The following is a 14,960-nucleotide window of genomic DNA, read 5'->3' as shown; positions in this document are numbered from 1 at the left end:
TCAGACCTGCTCCCGCTCGCGCGCGACGTGCGAGCGGGCGTGCTCCAGCGCACCGTCGAAGTCGACGAAGAGATGCTTGTGATGGCGCAGCGCCGCGAGCACCCCGACGCGTCGGAACAGGGCGCTGTGGCTGTCCCGCACCCCCTTGATGAGCACCGTGATGCCGCGCCGCTCGAGGCTGCGCACGATCTGCGCGAGCACCTGCGCCCCGGTGGCATCCACGCGCTCCAGCCGGGCCAGGCGCAGGATCACCACGCTCGGCGTGCCCACGCCCATCACCGTCTCCTGAACCCGTTCGGCCGAGACGAAGAACAGCGGGCCCTGGAAGCGGACCGCCACGATCGAGCTGTCCAGGTCGCTGGGCGGATCGGCCTGGATCGGCTCGAGCGCCACGCCGGTGGTGCGCGCCGCACCGCGCAGCGCCACCACGGCCGCGAGCGCGACGCCGATGAGCACCGCCCAGATGAGGTCGAAGGAGACCGTGACGATTGCGGTGATGGTGAAGATCCAGGCGTCCGAGCGGGTGGAGGTCATGATCGAGCGGACCGTCGCGGTGTGCACCATGCGGATCGCGGTCATGAACAGCACCCCGGCGAGGGCCGCCAGCGGGATCATCCCCACCGGGCCGGAGGCGACGTAGACCACCGCGAGCAGCACGAGCGCGTGCACGATCGAGGCGGCGCGGGTGCGTGCCCCGGCCCTGATCGACACCGAGGTGCGGGCGATCGCCCCGGTCGCGGGCATGCCGCCGAAGAGGGAGGCGCCGATCGAGGCGACGCCCTGGCCCACCAGCTCCCGGTCGGGGTCGAAGGCGCCGGTGTCCGCCATCGAGCCGGCCACGCGGGCCGAGAGCAGCGACTCGATCGCGGCCAGCGCCGCGACGGTGGCCGCGGCGGGCAGGAGCACGCCCAGCAGCTCCGGGTCGATGCTCGGCAGGGACGGCGCGGGCAGGGAGGCGGGGATGGTCCCGATCGTGGCCAGCGGGGAGGAGGCCAGGGCGGCGAGCACGGCGACCACGGCGATGCCGATGAGCGAGCCGGGCACCGAGGGGTGGATCCGGGGCGCGATCAGCATGCAGGCCGCGACGATCACGACCGCGCCGGCGGCCCAGGCGAGGTACACCGGGTCCGCGGCGGCCAGGGACTGCCCCGCGGCGACCACGGCGTTGGAGCTGTGCTCGCCCGGCGCCGCCTGATGCGGCGAGGTGATCAGCGGGACCTGCTGCAGGAAGATGATGCAGGCGATGCCGAGGGTGAACCCCTCGATCACCGGCCACGGGATGATCGAGACGATGCGGCCCAGCCGCAGCAGGCCGGTCGCCATGACCAGCACCCCCGCGATGAGGGTCACGGCGGCGATGGCGGCGGCTCCGTAGGTCGCCACGATCGGCACCAGCACCACCACCATGGCGCCCGTCGGCCCCGAGACCTGCACGTTCGATCCGCCGAACACGGCGGCGAGCAGGCCGGCGACGATCGCGGTGACCAGCCCCTGCTCGGCGGTGAGGCCGGAGCTGACCCCGAAGCCGAGCGCGAGCGGCAGCGCGACGATGCCCACGGTGATGCCGGCCAGGACGTCCTTGCGCCAGGTGCGGCGCAGGAGGCGGTAGTCCTCCCGGGCGGGCCAGAGGTCGCGCGAGCGCACGGCCGCGGTGCGCAGGCGCTGGGTCACGGTGGGGGCGGTCATCGCTGCGACGCTCCGATCGCGGGCAGGCTCTGTGCGGCGTCCAGCCGGTCGCTGTCGCTGCTGAGCATCGTCAGCAGGAGGGCGCGGGCCACCGCGAGCAGCTCGCGGATCCGCGGATCGGCGAGGCGGTAGTAGACGTGGCTCGCGCGGCGCTCGGAGACCACCAGGTGGTGACGGCGCAGCACCGACAGGTGCTGGGAGAGGTGGGAGGCCTCGAGCTCGGTGTCCGACTGGAGGGCGGCGACGCTGACCTCGTCGGCGTCGGCGAGCAGCTCGAGGATCCGGATCCGGTACGGGTGGGCGAGGCCCTTGAAGAGATTGGCCTTGACCTCGTAGAGGGGGCGCTGGCTCTGGGATAGCGGCATGATGGAAACATCATATCGCTCGGCAGTGCTGGCTGGCCACGCAGCACGGCCGACGTCACGGCGACGTGAGCGCCTTCTCCATCATCTGGTCCGTCTCGGTCGCCGTGCGGCGCACGCCGTCGGCGTCGACGTACTCGTAGGTCGTGGTGACCGGATCACCGACGGCCCGGTAGCCGAGGCGCTCGTACAGCCGCCGGGCCTGCGGATTGTCCAGCCCGACGCCCAGCCGGAGCCGTCCTGCGGGGAGCGCACGATGTTCTGCCTCGCGCACCAGGGCCGTGCCGATCCCGCGACCCCGATGCTCCTCCAGGACGCCCACGTTGCGGACCTCGGGGATGTCGGCGTGGAGCAGCTGGGCGACCCCGACGGGTGCTCCATCGAGGAGGGTGACCAGCACCGTGCTCCTGCCGGCGCGCATGCTCTCCTGCCAGGAGGGGACCGCGGCGGCCCAGGTCGGGCTCGTCGCCGAGAGCAGCGAGGCCGTCTCCTCGTCGAGCTCGCGGAGGGTCACGCCCCCGCCCCGCGCGCGACGACGTCGGCGAGCACCACGTCGCCGAGGCCCGAGCCGAGGTTCTGGGCGACGACCAGTCCGTCCGGTCGGCCGTCCCGCAGCAGGTCCCCGGTCGCGCCCGTCGCCCGCGGGTAGTCCTCGCCGTGCTTGAGCGGGCGCAGGGACTCGAACTGCTCGGGATCGTCGGCCACCACGGTCCCGGTGCGGGAGATCTCCGCACCGGCGACGGAGGCGTAGTCGATCGGCAGCAGGGTCGCGTCCGGGGCGACATCCCCGGGGGAGAGGGCCGAGTCCTGCAGCCCGATCGGCAGCCCGCTGATCACGACGCCGGCACCGGCGAGGGCGGCCGCTCGACCGGTGGTGGTACGCAGCTCGAGGTCGGGGGTGTGCTCCGCGCACCAGGCCCGCAGCGCCTCGAGCGCGTCGGCCCGCCGACCCCAGACGGTCAGCGGCCCGCGGCCGAGCGCCTCGATCACGCGGGCGTGCGACCGGGCCTGCACCCCGGTGCCGAGGAAGGCGATCGGCCGGTCGTCGAGCGCGAGGGAGGCACCGGTGACCGCGGCGGTGCGCAGGGCCGTCAGCTCCGCCGCGTCCATGGTGGCGCGCGTGGAGCCGTCGGCGCCGGAGAGCACCATCAGCCCGCCGATCATCTCGCGCCCGTGCTCCCGGTTCGACGGGGTGACCACCACCCACTTCACGCCGAGCAGGCCCCGCTCGGGCCACGCCGCCGGCATGGCGTTCGCGAAACCACCCGGCTCGTGGACCACCTGGGACTTCGGCGTCACGGAGGCGCTGCCGCCGGCGAGGGCGAGCAGGGTCTCGTGCATCAGTTCCACCGCCCGCTCCGGGGAGGGAAGGAGGTCGCGCACCTGGTCGTCGCTGAGGGAGATCATCGCTCGACCGTAGCGCCTACGATGTGCGCATGACGACGAACCGGGGGAACGGCGATCACGGTCCGGGTGGGGACCCGTCCTGGCTGGGCGGCACGGACCGCGCCAGGTCAGGATCGCAGGGCGGCGGAGGCTTCTCCTCCGATTTCGCGCCCGACGCACAGGCACCGAGTGCGGACTTCGGCCCGCGGCACGATCAGCAGGCCGCCGAGGAGATGGCGCCGCAGTTCGGTGAGCGCGGGACGCTCCCGAGCGAGCACGACGAGGGTTCGCCGTGGAGCGCGGGCTTCACCAGCAACGACTCGGGCCGGGCGGACGACGGGGGCTTCAACGCCGGCAGGGCGTTCAGGAAGTGCTTCCCGATCCTCGTGCTGGTGATCGTTGCGGTCTTCGGCTTCCGGATGCTCTCCGGGAACTTCTCGCTGTGGTTCCTCGTCCTGTTCCTGATCCCGTTCGTCAGGAACGCCGTCTCGATCATCCGCAACCTCTTCAAGGACTGACCTCGCTCAGTCCGCCGCCAGGCGGTACGCCGCGCCGTCCGTGGACCGCTCGAGCACTCCGGAGTCCACGGCGTCCCGCCGCACCAGCGCGACGTCCGCGGCGAACATCGCGATCGCGGCGTTCAGCTCGCCCTCGGTGAGAGTCCGCTCCGCTCCGACCCGCTCGAAGACGATCCGGGCGATGCGTCCGCTGACCTGCCGGGACTCCTCGGTCTTCACAGGGATCCCGTCGAGCCGGCTCACCTCGAGGATCGCCTCCGACGAGCGCATCAGAGCGATCGCCTCCGCGCTCTCGCGCAGCGCGGCGTCGTCGACCTGGCCGTCCGCCCCGAGCCAGTCCAGCTGGGACAGCGGGCCGTGCACGTCCGGAGCCTCGGGGGCGCCGTCGCCGGCGAGCATCCGCCCGATCCCGGCGCGCAGCTTCGGCACGGCCAGCATCGCCAGGAGCATCCGGGCACGGCCCAGCGGGGTCGAGAGATCGCGGGGGGAGGACATGGCGATCAGCATGGCATGCGATGTGGGGTCGGGTGCTGCAGGCCCTGGTCGGCACAGATGTCGGACAGGTGAGTGATACTTCGATGACTAGCTTGTTCGGTCTCTCCAAGGAGCGTCACGGGTGGTCATGGGTACATGCAGCGAGTCGTCGAGGACGGCGATCAGGGCGTCGCGCTGGCGCGCGCTCCGCGCGGCAGTCGTCATCGGAGTCCTCGCGGTGGGTGCAGCCGCATGCGAGGTCATCGGAGGAGCCGACGACCGCACGGGTCAGGTGGTGCGCATAGTGGACGGTGACACGCTGATCGCGCTGGTGGACGGTGAGGAGACTACAATCCGCCTGCTCAACATCGACACTCCGGAGACGAAGGATCCCGATATGCCGGTCCAGTGCCTCGGTCCGGAGGCGACCGCCTTCCTCGAGGAGCGTCTGCCGGCGGGCACCGAGATCGAGCTCGACTACGACGAGGAACGACTGGACCCCTACGACCGCACCCTTGCAGCGGTCTATGAATCCGACTCCCTGATCAACGTGGAGATCGCGGCCGCGGGTCTCGGCGTCCCCGTGTACTTCGCCCCCAACGACCGCTTCCTTCCCGAGGTCGAAGAAGCGTCTCGTACCGCACAGGAAGAGGAAAGGGGCCTCTTCTCGGAAGAGATCGAGTGCACCATTCCCTCCCTTCTCCAGGCGCAGAGCGCCGCGGTAGAGGTGATTCCCGCCACCGTCACCGGCGATCCGGCCGATGCGCTCGCCGGCGCCACCTCAGTCCTCGGTGAGGTGGATGTGTTCATCGCGGCGATCTCCGTCGACGCGCTGCCCACCTCGTCGAACGCCGTGCTCGCGAGCCCTCGTGTCGAGAGCTTCGTGAAGGGCGTTCGCGAGGAGGCCTCGGATGTCCGTCGTCGGGCGGTGTCCGCAGAGGACACGCTCGCAGAGCTCAATCGCGAGTACGACGAGGAGCAGGAACGCCTTGAGCAGGAGCGCCTGGAGCGCGAGGAAGAGGAGCGCAAGCAGCGCGAAGAGGAGGAGCGCAGGCAGCAGGAGGAGGAGCGCAGGCAGCAGGAGGAGGAAGAGCGCCAGGAGAGGCAGCGGGAACAGGAAGTGCGGGAGCAGGAAGAGGAGGAGCGGAGCAACCCGCCCAAGGCGCCGGAGAAGGAGCCCTCGGGGAGCTCGTCCTCGATGAAGAAGTCGTCCGGCTCGTCGTCGAGCGGCTCCTCATCCAGTGGCGGCTCATCGAGTAACTCAGGATCCGGGGACTCCTCAGAGTCTGGAGGTTCCTCCGGGTCCGGCTGTGTTCCGTACGGCCCTGAGATCCCCTACTCGGATGACGGCGGCTACACGGGCAAACGGCATGGCATGCCCGGAGGCAAGACCTTCCGCAAGTGCAGCTGACGGTCTGATCGAACCATGTACTGACAGGGCCTCCCTGCTCGCGACCTGCGGTGCGAACATGGTAGGCGTCGGGCGGAAGCCGCCCAGGATCATCACTTCGCACAAGGAGCACGACATGGAGTACGTGAAGCTCGGACAGAGCGGACTGGAGGTCTCGCGACTGTGCCTCGGCGCGATGGGCTTCGGCGATCGCGAGCGGTGGATCCACCAGTGGGTGCTGGACGAGGAGGCCTCGCGGCCTGTCATCAAGCACGCGCTGGATGCTGGCATCACCTTCTTCGACACCGCGAACGTCTACTCGCTGGGCCGCAGCGAGGAGATCCTCGGCAAGGCGCTGGTCGACTACGCGAAGCGGGACGAGATCGTGCTGGCCACCAAGGTGCACGGACAGATGCACGAGGGCCCCAACGGCGGCGGCCTCTCCCGCAAGGCGATCCTCTCCGAGGTCGAGAACAGCCTGCGCCGCCTCGGCACCGACTACATCGACCTCTACATCATCCACCGCTGGGACCCCACCGTCCCGATCGAGGAGACGATGCGGGCGTTGGATGACGTGGTGCGCTCCGGCAAGGTCCGCTACATCGGCGCCTCGGCGATGTTCGCCTGGCAGTTCCTGCAGGCCCAGCACGTCGCCGAGGTGAACGGATGGACCACGTTCATCTCCATGCAGAACCACCTCAACCTCCTCTACCGCGAGGAGGAGCGGGAGATGATGCCGCTGCTGCGCGAGCTCGGCGTCGGCTCCACGCCGTACAGCCCGCTCGCCGCCGGTCGCCTCACCCGCGACTGGACGGCGGACACCGAGCGCGCCCGCACGGATCAGACCGCGAAGTCGAAGTACGACTCGACGGAGGACACCGATCGGCAGATCGTCCAGGAGGTGGCCCGGATCGCGGAGAGCCGCGGCGTGGAGCGCGTGCACGTGGCCCTCGCCTGGCTGCTCGCCCAGCAGCCCGTGACCGCTCCCATCATCGGCGCCACGAAGACGGGGCACATCGACTCGGCCCTCGGTGCGCTCGACCTCGAGCTCACCGCCGAGGAGATCGCCGCGCTCGAGGCCCCGTACGTGCCGCATGAGGTGGTCGGTGCGTTGACCAGCCGCTGATCCGCGCCGAGGTCAGCGTCGGCGGGCCCGGATCAGGTGCCGGGTGGAGTGCGCGACGAAGCGGCCCTCGTGCCGGATGATCGCGTCCATCGTGCGCAGCTGCTCGCGGTACCGGTCCACGTCGAAGTCCGGCACCCACCACACGCACTTGCGCAGGATCCACACCACGGCGCCCACGTCGAGGAACTCCATCCGCAGCCGCGCGGTGCGCAGCTCGGTGATCTCGAGCCCGGCCGCCTCCGCCGCGGCCGTCTCGTCCTCGGGGTGGCGGCCGCGGCGCTGCGCCTCGGTGGTGGGGCCGATGAAGTGCTCGATCAGCGCGAACGCCGAGGTGGGGCCGACGTGCTGGCCGAGGTACTCGCCGCCCGGTGCGAGCACGCGGGCGATCTCCGGCCAGTCCGGGGCGACCGGGTGGCGTGAGGTGACGAGGTCCGCGGCGCCGTCGGCGAGCGGGATCGGGCCGCCCGGCGCGGTCTCGTGCACCTGGACGCCTCGCGGTCCCAGCAGCCGGCGGGCCCGCTCCGCGTTCGGCGCCCAGGACTCGGTCACGTGCTGCTCGGCGGCGAGCTGCGGGCACTCGCCCAGCACCTCGCCGCCGCCGGTGTCGAGGTCGATCGCGACGCCGGCCTGCGCGACCGCTTCGGCGAGCAGCCCGACGTAGCCCCACTCCGGCCGCTCCTCGGCGGCGCGGCCGTCCAGGTGGCCGAAGCCCCAGCCGTCCACGTCGGCCGCTGCGGCCTCGGTGATCAGCTGCTCCGCCCGGCGGCGGTCGGCCTCGAGCAGCGACTGTGCGAGCGCCTCCCGCTCCGCGGCCGGCCACGGCCCGGACTCCGTCAGCGGGATCTCCGTGAGGTGGTGGCGCCGGGAGGCGGGGATCGTGGTGACGAACCGGTCGGGGTCCTCGCCGGCCTGCGCGTAGAGGTTCGGGCCGTCGGCGTAATAGGGGTCGATCATCACCAGCTGTCCGTCGGTCGAGCGCATGACGTTCGAGGGGTTCGTGTCCAGCGGGCCGCACCAGGCCAGAGCCTGCTGAGCCTCCTCGTGCACGCGCCGCACCACCGCGGCGAGCTCGGGCTCCTGGCGCGCGACCTGCTCCAGGAACGTCGCCGCCTCCTCGGAGGGGACAGGCAGCAGCCGCTCCATGACCTGCAGGTCGGCGCCCCCGGACAGCAGGCGGTGCAGGTGCAGGCGCGGCGTCCTGCCGGTCCCTGCGGCCTGCTCGTACAGCCGCGCGGTGAACGGTCCGACGGGGTCGAAGGGGCTGATGCGTGCCACGAGGTCGCCGCTCGGGGAGACGAGGGCGGAGGCCCAGTCGCCCGCCCCGCAGTCCGTCCACCCCGCCGCGCGCAGCAGCGCTTCGACCTCTCGGTACGTGATGGAGCTGCCGACGCCTTCGAGTGGGGCCAGCTCCTGCGCGAGGTCATGCTTCGCCGATGCGGGCATGCGCGGCCTCCCGTCCTGTGGATCGTCGCCTCCAGTATGGGGGCGCGCCGCAGCGTCAGAACGGCGGTGGATCATCCGGGTCCCACGGCCCGGGCGGGATCTCCGGACGGGGTGGCGGCGGGGAAGCCAGTGGCGGGGAATCGGCTTCGTCCCGGTGGGCGGAGCTCGGACGGGGTCGATTCTTATGCGCGAGATGGCGCTCCCAGTCCTTCTCGAGCTGGGCGACGGCGACCAGGGTCGCAGAGTCGGTGTCGTCCGTGACGTCGACGTGGTCGCCGCGGGAGCCGATCCGCCAGCGGGTGCGGCCGGGCTCACGCTCGCCGGTGGGGAGACGCGTCGGGTCCAGAAGCCCGGCGGTCTTGTCCTGGTGGTGGCTCCAGCACAGCAGGTGGAGGTTCTCGATCGCGGTGCGGCCGCCCTGCTCCGGGGCGTCGTGGTCGAACTCCTCGATGTGGTCGCACTCGGAGGCCCAGGAGGTGGGCCGGGTGCAGCCGGGGACGGCGCAGGTGGAGTTCCGCAGACGCAGATGCTCGAGCATCGCCGGGCTCGGGGTGTAGCGCTCGGCGGGCAGCGGCAGGAAGGTGGCGGGGCACCCATCGGTGAGCACCCGATACCAGGTGGTCTGGCGGCCGGCGAGCTCACGCGCCATGAGCGGAGGGATCGGGGTGGTGCCCTCCAGCATGCCGGGAGCATCGGAGGCGCCGAGCAGGGTGAGCACCGGGACGGTGACGTTCAGGCGGAAGCGCTCCTGCGGGACGTGCACGCCGTCGGTGTCGAAGGTGGCGCCGAGCTGCAGCTCGTAGCGCAGACGGTCCAGGGGGAGGGGCCGACCCGTGGTCGTGACGATCTCGTCGACGTCGTACGGGATCTCGGTGCCCTCCCGCAGCGCCCTGCGCTGGGCGGCCTGGATCGCACGTGCGGTCTCGTCGAGCCGCTTCCAGTAGGCGAGGATCTCCGGGATCGGACCGCTGGCGACCAGCGACCCGCTGCCGTTGCCGGGACTCGGGACGACCGTGACCTCGCGGCGCGGGGGAGGAGGGGTCTCCGGCTCCTCCTCACGGCGCGCGAGCAGCCCCACCAGGGCGTTGAGCAGGGTGATGAAGCGCTCCACGGCGATGTCGGTGGACCAGGTCGACACTGCGACGTCCAGCTGGATCCGCGACTCGTCGCTGAGATCCTCGGCGGTGCGCAGCATCCGCTGGAACCACCAGGAGGGGAAGCTGCCCGACTCCAGCAGGGCCAGGGTGCGCGGGAGCTGGTCCACCGCGCGATGGGCGGCGCGCAGCTCCCATCGTGCCGCCCCCTGGGTGACGCGCAGCGCGATCGCGGCGCGTGCCGTGGAGATGTCATCCGCCACGTGGCCGTCGCCCAGATCGACGGACGCCTCCTCGACGAACAGCACCGAAAGCGCCCGATACCGTGCGGCCAGGGCGCGGGCGCTGTCCTTCTCGGCATCCCAGACCGCCTGGGCGGTCTCGCCGAGGGCGGCGTCCTTCCCGCAGTCGGCGCGCGCGGGCAGGGCGTCCCGGGTCAGCGGACTGCGAGCGGAGACGATCCGCAGACGACGGGGGAGCGAGGCGAGGAAGGCCTGTTCCGCGGCGTCGAGGTGGTGCTCGCCCTCGTCGTCACGTTCTGGTGTGCACGTCACAGCGCTCATGCCCTCACCCCCTCGTCGGTCCCCTGACGCGCCCCGAGATCGGCTGATCCCGCACCATCGCGAATACCAGCATTCTATCGTCAGAAATGCGCCCCCGGAAGTGCTCTGGCAATTCTGTGGATGAACTCTGAGTTGTCCACAGAATGTGGATGGCGGGCGGGGTGGTCGGGGTGCATGGCGCCACCTTTCCTCCACAGCGGAGCACCTCGGTGGATGGTGAAGATTAGGGGATAGTAAGCCCTGCCTGCAGGGTGGTGCGCGATGGCAGGGCGCTGAGACGGCCCGAGCGAGGCGACGACGAGGCTGGTCCGATGCGGGGTTCGCATCGTCGGCGAGGCGCGGCGAGTGTGGTGGCGGATATTCGAAAAATGCATGGAGCGGCGCATCCGGAGAATGTTGAGGAAGCTTTCCGGAAGTTTGCACAAGAGTTCTTGGGGGGAACGGTGCGCCGGATCGGCACCCGCGGAGAGACCCCGGCATCCGCCCGGCACCGCGGCGCGGGATCCGGGCCCCTCGGATACGATCTGTCCCGTCGGATCGGCACGCCACTCGGCGGGGCCGTCATCAACGCACCGAGGAGTGAGGGCAGGGCATGAGCGTGCTGACCACCGTGCTGGTGATCATCGCCGGGGCGCTGCTCTTCCTGTCGATCGCCGGCGTCTACATCACCAACGTGACAGTGAAGCCGGGCGGGATCCCCCGGTGGGTGATGGTGACGTGGGCCGCCACACTGGTGGTCGGGATGCTCGCCGTCCTCTCCCTGATCTGAGACGCCGCGCGGTCACATCCGCGGCCCGCGGCGCGTCGAGGGCACAGGAGCCCACGGCAGCACGGCCGACGGCGCACAGGGGAGGACCGTCCATGGATCGCACGCAGCAGGATCAGCTCGCCGAGCGCTTCGAACAGGAGCGGCCCCGGCTGACCGCGCTCGCCGCGCGGGTGCTCGGCGATCCCGCCGAGGCGCAGGACATCGTGCAGCAGGCCTGGCTGCGCCTGGCCGCCACCGATCAGGAGATCGACAACCTCGCCGCCTGGCTGACCACCGTCACCACCCGGCTGTGCCTGGACCGGCTGCGTCGACGCATCCCCGTGCCGGAGGAGGAGCTCGAGGTGGCCGAGGTCGCCCCCGACCCCTCCCAGGACATGGAGCTCGCCGACGCCGTCGGCATCGCCCTGCAGCTGGTGCTGAACCGGCTCAGCCCCAGCGAGCGCGTCGCCTTCGTCATGCATGACAGCTTCGGCGTCGAGTTCTCGACGATCGCCGCCGCCCTGGACACGACCCCGCAGTCCGCCCGCAAGCTCGCCTCCCGCGCCCGGGCGAAGGTCACCCAGCCCCGGCCGGAGGATGCCCTCGCCGACTGGGAGGTGGTCGACGCCTTCATGGCCGCCGCCCGCGGAGGGGACTTCACGCGGCTGATCGAGCTGCTCGCGCCCGACGTCGTGGTGCGCGCGGACGCCCAGGCCATCGCCACCGGCACCCCCGCCGCGATCGACGGGCGCGAGGACGTGGCGAGCTTCTTCAACGGGGCGGCGCATGCGGCCCTGCCCGTCGGCCTCGACGGCCGCGCCGCTTCCGCCTGGTACGACCGCGGCATCGCGCGGGTCCTGTTCGACCTCACCGTCGTGGACGGCCGCGTCGCGCGGATCGACTTCCGCGCCGACCCCGAGGTGCTCGCCCGGATGGCACGCCGCGACGGCGCCCGGCTGCGATGAGCAGGACGAGATCGCGCCGCGCTGTCACACTTCCGGTGCCGCGCGCGTCGACAGAGTGACAGCATCATCCCCACCACCCCAGGAGGAATCCCGATGAAGACCATGACCTGCCAGCAGCTGGGCGGACCCTGCGACCTCGGCCACCGCGGCGAGACCGCCGACGAGGTCATCCAGGCCCAGGACAAGCACCTCAAGGACGCCGTCAAGGCTGGCGACGAGACCCATCGCCAGGCCCGCCAGGAGATGAAGTTCCGCTGGCTGCACCCCAAGCAGTCCCTCGGCTGGTACAACGACTCCAAGGCCGCCTTCGCAGCGCTGCCGGAGGACTGAGCTCGCCTCAGCCGCCCAGCTCGAGCACACGGATCGCGAGCTGCACCCGGTTGGTGACCTGCAGCTTGTGGTAGAGCCTGCCCAGATGGGTCTTGACCGTGGCGACCGACATGAACAGGGTCTCGCCCACCTCCTGGTTCGCGAGTCCGCGGGCGACCAGGCGGGCCACCTCCCACTCGCGGCCGGTGATGCCCTCCGGCGCCGGAACCTCCTCCTCGGTCCGTGCTGCGGGAGCCGCCCCGTCGGCCGCCTCCTCGCCCTGCGGGGCGGCGCCGCCGGCGAGGCGCACCAGGCGTGCGAGCACCTCGGGGGAGAAGCGCGGACGATCGGCGGCGGCATCGAGCACCGCCTGCACGACCTCCTCGGGAGGGGAGTCCTTGAGCAGGAACGACACCGCGCCGGCGCGCAGCGCCCGGAGCAGGAACTCGTCGGTGTCGAACGCGGTCAGCATCACCACGCGCGCCGTGGACGCCGACCGCTGCAGCTCCTGCAGGGCCTCCAGACCGGTCAGGCGGGGCATGCGGATGTCCATCAGCACCACATCGGGGTCCGACGTGCGGATCTGCTCGAGCGCGGCGGCGCCGTCGGCCGCCTCGCCGGTCACCTCGATGCCGTGCGCCCCGTCGATCATCAGGCGCAGGCCCGCGCGCATGAGCGCCTCGTCGTCCACCAGGAGCACCCGCACCGTCGGATCTCCGCCGTGCTCCGCGCCGTCCCTGCTGCTCACCATGGCATCCATGCTTCCACCTCGAAGGTCCCGTCGGCTGCACGCCAGCGGGCGTCCCCGCCCAGCAGCCGCGCGCGCTCCTGCACCCCGAGCAGTCCGTGACCCGTCGACGGGGGAGAGGCAGGCGCCGCGGGCAGCGGATTCCGGGCCCGCAGGAGCACCTGGCCGCCCTGCGCACGGAGCGAGACCCGCAGCGGGGCGCCCGGCGCATGCTTGGCGGCGTTCAGCGTCAGCTCGGAGAGGATCCGCGCCAGGGCCACCACGGCGCTGCGGTCGTGGGAGGTGAGGTCCTCCTCGCTCACGCCGACCCACTCGAGCTCGATGTCCCGACCCTCCTCCCGGCCGCGCTCCACGATGCCCACCAGGGTGGGGGCGGTGGCCAGCGGCTGGTCGCCCTCGGTGGTGCGCAGGGTGGTCAGGACCATGCGGAGCTCGCGGTTCGCCTGCTGAGCGGCATCCCGCACGGTCCCCGCGGTGCGCCGCAGCGCCTCCGGCGGGAGGTCCTCCCGGTAGGCCATCGCCCCGGCATACAGGGAGATCGCGGCCAGATGGTGGGAGATGCTGTCGTGCATGTCGCGGGCCAGGGCGGTCCGCTCCTCGGCGCGCACCCGTGCCTCGTCGGCCGCGCGCTCCCGCTGAGCGGTCTCCCGCTCACGCTCCGCCGACGCCGCCCGCTCCCGCAGGGAGGACAGCAGCTCGCGACGGGTGGCGACCACGTGCCCGAACAGCAGCGGGAGCAGCGCGAGCACCATCATCACGCCCACCGCGGCGAGCACGGCCCAGTCCGGCTCCTCGCCCCGGAACCGCGTGTCCGCGCTCAGCTGGGCCAGAGACGAGCCGGTGACCAGGAGGACCGCCCCGAGGCCCAGCACCGCGCGTCGCCGCAGCCCGATCCGGTACAGGGCGATGCCCGCGGCCGGCGCCGCCCACACGCTGAACCCCGCCATCGCGGCCAGGAGCAGATGCGCCGCGCTGTGCAGCCGCCCGGGCGGCAGGAACCGCAGGGGCCCGACGGCCAGGGAGGCGGTCGCCCCGAGCAGGGCGTCGACGGCGGCCAGCGCCATCAGCCCCTGGGGCGGATGATCGGCGAACTCCTCGAGCAGCATGCCGAAGGCGACGAGGAACATCAGCAGTCCCGTGCCGGCGGCGAGGAGGCTCTGCGCCGCGGCGATGCCCCAGTGGCGCAGACTGCGCACGGAGGGCGCGGCTGCGGAGAAGGGAACGGGATCAGGCATGGAACCAGCCTAGAGAGCGGGAGCGGCCGACGGATCGGCCGTGCGGCCGATGCGCGGACGGGCGGGGTCGGCTGATCGGCCGGGATCTGGTGGGGGTACTCGCGCCGGGCCGGCCTCGCGCCGGGGGGCGCCCGAGCGCGGTCCGGCTCAGACCCTCTCGTCGACGGGTTCGCCGAGGGCGGCCAGCACCTCGCGGCCCCTGGCCGTCTGAGGGAACCGCTCCACGATCGCCCGCAGCGACTCGGCGTCGCCGTTCGCGCCGAAGGCCTCGGCGAAGGGCTGCAGGCGCACGCCCTCGGCGAGCTCGCCGATGTGCAGCGGGTCGAAGCCCAGCTCGTCCACCAGCTCGACCACGATCCCTACCTGCGGGGACGGCCCGGCGATCGCGATCGCGGCGCGGGGTGCGGGCCGATGGGAGAGGTCCTCGAGGTCGTGATAGCCCATGTGGTTGAAGGCCTTGACCACGGTCGAGCCGGACAGCTGCTCCTGCAGGAACTCGCTGGTCGAGGCGCCGGGGTGCGAGAACTGCTCGAGCACCCCGTCGGTCTCCCACCAGTAGTTCATCGCATCGATCACGAGCTTCCCCTGCAGGGCGTCTGCGGGGAGGGAGGCGTGCTTGCCCAGCGGCAGCGCGAGGATCACCAGGTCGGCGCGCACGGCGGCCTCGCGGCTGGTCACCGCCCGTGCCCCGGGGGCGAGGACCTGCGTGATCAGCTCGATCTTCTCGGGCGCGCCGGAGCCGGCGATCAGCACCTCGTGACCGGCGGCGATCGCGAGGCGGGCCAGGACCGTGCCGACCTTGCCGGCGCCGAGGATCCCGAGGGTGCGGTGGGTTCGTGTGCTCACGTCCCGGGGAACGCGGGCCGTGGGCGCGGGATTCCCGGACGTGACCGGTCCCGCGCCCGTGCCGGGC

At 72.0% G+C, this 14,960-nt stretch carries 16 protein-coding genes; 6 read left to right on the top strand and 10 right to left on the bottom strand.

Features of this window, described 5'->3' with window-relative positions; all coding sequences use genetic code 11:
* From CFK41_RS16065 to CFK41_RS16050, 4 genes are read right to left on the bottom strand one after another with little or no spacing between them, the layout of a single operon-like run.
* Complete coding sequence (locus CFK41_RS16065; protein WP_151904790.1) at positions 1-1,686, bottom strand: SulP family inorganic anion transporter; 1,686 nt, start codon at positions 1,684-1,686, stop codon at positions 1-3.
* Complete coding sequence (locus CFK41_RS16060; protein ID WP_096800581.1) at positions 1,683-2,051, bottom strand: ArsR/SmtB family transcription factor; 369 nt, start codon at positions 2,049-2,051, stop codon at positions 1,683-1,685. Before CFK41_RS16060 ends, CFK41_RS16065 begins: the two co-directional genes overlap by 4 nt.
* 55 nt (positions 2,052-2,106) lie before the next feature.
* Complete coding sequence (locus tag CFK41_RS16055; RefSeq protein ID WP_227873121.1) at positions 2,107-2,562, bottom strand: GNAT family N-acetyltransferase; 456 nt, start codon at positions 2,560-2,562, stop codon at positions 2,107-2,109.
* The gene (locus CFK41_RS16050; protein ID WP_096800580.1) at positions 2,559-3,455 is read right to left on the bottom strand and encodes an ornithine cyclodeaminase; all 897 of its coding nucleotides are present in this window, start codon (positions 3,453-3,455) and stop codon (positions 2,559-2,561) included. The genes CFK41_RS16055 and CFK41_RS16050 overlap by 4 nt, the downstream gene beginning before the upstream one ends.
* Before the next feature lie 29 nt (positions 3,456-3,484).
* On the opposite strand from CFK41_RS16050, the gene CFK41_RS16045 reads away from it, so the two are divergent.
* Positions 3,485-3,952: a hypothetical protein gene (locus tag CFK41_RS16045; RefSeq protein WP_096800579.1), complete on the top strand. Its 468-nt coding sequence runs from the start codon at positions 3,485-3,487 to the stop codon at positions 3,950-3,952.
* Between the two features lie 6 nt (positions 3,953-3,958).
* Here the strand turns inward: CFK41_RS16045 and CFK41_RS16040 are convergent, their stop codons facing one another.
* Entirely contained in the window at positions 3,959-4,447 is a 489-nt protein-coding gene (locus CFK41_RS16040; RefSeq protein ID WP_096801140.1) for a DUF2087 domain-containing protein, read from the bottom strand.
* A 127-nt stretch (positions 4,448-4,574) separates the two neighbouring features.
* Here CFK41_RS16040 and CFK41_RS16035 point away from each other — a divergent pair, with 127 nt between their 5' ends.
* Positions 4,575-5,837 carry a thermonuclease family protein gene (locus CFK41_RS16035; protein ID WP_096801139.1) on the top strand — a complete coding sequence of 421 codons (1,263 nt, stop codon included), beginning with the start codon at positions 4,575-4,577 and terminating at the stop codon, positions 5,835-5,837.
* A 115-nt stretch (positions 5,838-5,952) separates the two neighbouring features.
* The gene (locus tag CFK41_RS16030) at positions 5,953-6,942 is read left to right on the top strand and encodes an aldo/keto reductase (protein ID WP_096800578.1); all 990 of its coding nucleotides are present in this window, start codon (positions 5,953-5,955) and stop codon (positions 6,940-6,942) included.
* Positions 6,943-6,954: 12 nt separating this feature from the next.
* On the opposite strand, the gene CFK41_RS18275 is transcribed toward CFK41_RS16030, so the two are convergent.
* Together CFK41_RS18275 and CFK41_RS17820 are read right to left on the bottom strand one after the other, a co-directional pair.
* Complete coding sequence (locus tag CFK41_RS18275) at positions 6,955-8,385, bottom strand: class I SAM-dependent methyltransferase (RefSeq protein WP_096800577.1); 1,431 nt, start codon at positions 8,383-8,385, stop codon at positions 6,955-6,957.
* A 55-nt stretch (positions 8,386-8,440) separates the two neighbouring features.
* Positions 8,441-10,042 carry an HNH endonuclease signature motif containing protein gene (locus tag CFK41_RS17820; protein WP_169928849.1) on the bottom strand — a complete coding sequence of 534 codons (1,602 nt, stop codon included), beginning with the start codon at positions 10,040-10,042 and terminating at the stop codon, positions 8,441-8,443.
* Between the two features lie 592 nt (positions 10,043-10,634).
* On the opposite strand from CFK41_RS17820, the gene CFK41_RS18000 reads away from it, so the two are divergent.
* The 3 genes from CFK41_RS18000 (at position 10,635) to CFK41_RS16010 (ending at position 12,085) form a co-directional block, all read left to right on the top strand.
* Positions 10,635-10,811: a hypothetical protein gene (locus CFK41_RS18000; RefSeq protein ID WP_169928848.1), complete on the top strand. Its 177-nt coding sequence runs from the start codon at positions 10,635-10,637 to the stop codon at positions 10,809-10,811.
* 92 nt (positions 10,812-10,903) lie between these two features.
* Complete coding sequence (locus tag CFK41_RS16015; RefSeq protein ID WP_096800576.1) at positions 10,904-11,755, top strand: sigma-70 family RNA polymerase sigma factor; 852 nt, start codon at positions 10,904-10,906, stop codon at positions 11,753-11,755.
* Between the two features lie 93 nt (positions 11,756-11,848).
* Positions 11,849-12,085: a hypothetical protein gene (locus CFK41_RS16010; RefSeq protein WP_096800575.1), complete on the top strand. Its 237-nt coding sequence runs from the start codon at positions 11,849-11,851 to the stop codon at positions 12,083-12,085.
* Positions 12,086-12,092: 7 nt separating this feature from the next.
* Here CFK41_RS16010 and CFK41_RS16005 read toward each other — a convergent pair whose 3' ends face one another.
* From CFK41_RS16005 to CFK41_RS15995, 3 genes are all read right to left on the bottom strand, one after another.
* Complete coding sequence (locus tag CFK41_RS16005) at positions 12,093-12,815, bottom strand: response regulator transcription factor (RefSeq protein ID WP_321169376.1); 723 nt, start codon at positions 12,813-12,815, stop codon at positions 12,093-12,095.
* Positions 12,809-14,047: a sensor histidine kinase gene (locus tag CFK41_RS16000; protein WP_096800573.1), complete on the bottom strand. Its 1,239-nt coding sequence runs from the start codon at positions 14,045-14,047 to the stop codon at positions 12,809-12,811. Before CFK41_RS16000 ends, CFK41_RS16005 begins: the two co-directional genes overlap by 7 nt.
* Positions 14,048-14,194: 147 nt before the next feature.
* Complete coding sequence (locus CFK41_RS15995) at positions 14,195-14,893, bottom strand: NADPH-dependent F420 reductase (protein ID WP_096800572.1); 699 nt, start codon at positions 14,891-14,893, stop codon at positions 14,195-14,197.
* Positions 14,894-14,960 lie beyond the last annotated feature (67 nt).

Source organism: Brachybacterium ginsengisoli, from assembly GCF_002407065.1.
Taxonomy (GTDB): Bacteria; Actinomycetota; Actinomycetes; order Actinomycetales; family Dermabacteraceae; genus Brachybacterium; species Brachybacterium ginsengisoli.
This window is presented reverse-complemented; position numbering and strand designations above follow the sequence as displayed.

Excerpts from the sequence above, each read along its gene's own strand:
- CFK41_RS16065 (WP_151904790.1), bottom strand. The coding sequence starts at position 1,686 with ATGACCGCCCCCACCGTGACCCAGCGCCTGCGCACCGCGGCCGTGCGC.
- CFK41_RS16060 (WP_096800581.1), bottom strand. The coding sequence starts at position 2,051 with ATGCCGCTATCCCAGAGCCAGCGCCCCCTCTACGAGGTCAAGGCCAAT.
- CFK41_RS16050 (WP_096800580.1), bottom strand. The coding sequence starts at position 3,455 with ATGATCTCCCTCAGCGACGACCAGGTGCGCGACCTCCTTCCCTCCCCG.
- CFK41_RS16045 (WP_096800579.1), top strand. The coding sequence starts at position 3,485 with ATGACGACGAACCGGGGGAACGGCGATCACGGTCCGGGTGGGGACCCG.
- CFK41_RS16040 (WP_096801140.1), bottom strand. The coding sequence starts at position 4,447 with ATGTCCTCCCCCCGCGATCTCTCGACCCCGCTGGGCCGTGCCCGGATG.
- CFK41_RS16035 (WP_096801139.1), top strand. The coding sequence starts at position 4,575 with ATGGGTACATGCAGCGAGTCGTCGAGGACGGCGATCAGGGCGTCGCGC.
- CFK41_RS16030 (WP_096800578.1), top strand. The coding sequence starts at position 5,953 with ATGGAGTACGTGAAGCTCGGACAGAGCGGACTGGAGGTCTCGCGACTG.
- CFK41_RS18275 (WP_096800577.1), bottom strand. The coding sequence starts at position 8,385 with ATGCCCGCATCGGCGAAGCATGACCTCGCGCAGGAGCTGGCCCCACTC.
- CFK41_RS17820 (WP_169928849.1), bottom strand. The coding sequence starts at position 10,042 with ATGAGCGCTGTGACGTGCACACCAGAACGTGACGACGAGGGCGAGCAC.
- CFK41_RS18000 (WP_169928848.1), top strand. The coding sequence starts at position 10,635 with ATGAGCGTGCTGACCACCGTGCTGGTGATCATCGCCGGGGCGCTGCTC.
- CFK41_RS16015 (WP_096800576.1), top strand. The coding sequence starts at position 10,904 with ATGGATCGCACGCAGCAGGATCAGCTCGCCGAGCGCTTCGAACAGGAG.
- CFK41_RS16010 (WP_096800575.1), top strand. The coding sequence starts at position 11,849 with ATGAAGACCATGACCTGCCAGCAGCTGGGCGGACCCTGCGACCTCGGC.
- CFK41_RS16005 (WP_321169376.1), bottom strand. The coding sequence starts at position 12,815 with ATGGTGAGCAGCAGGGACGGCGCGGAGCACGGCGGAGATCCGACGGTG.
- CFK41_RS16000 (WP_096800573.1), bottom strand. The coding sequence starts at position 14,047 with ATGCCTGATCCCGTTCCCTTCTCCGCAGCCGCGCCCTCCGTGCGCAGT.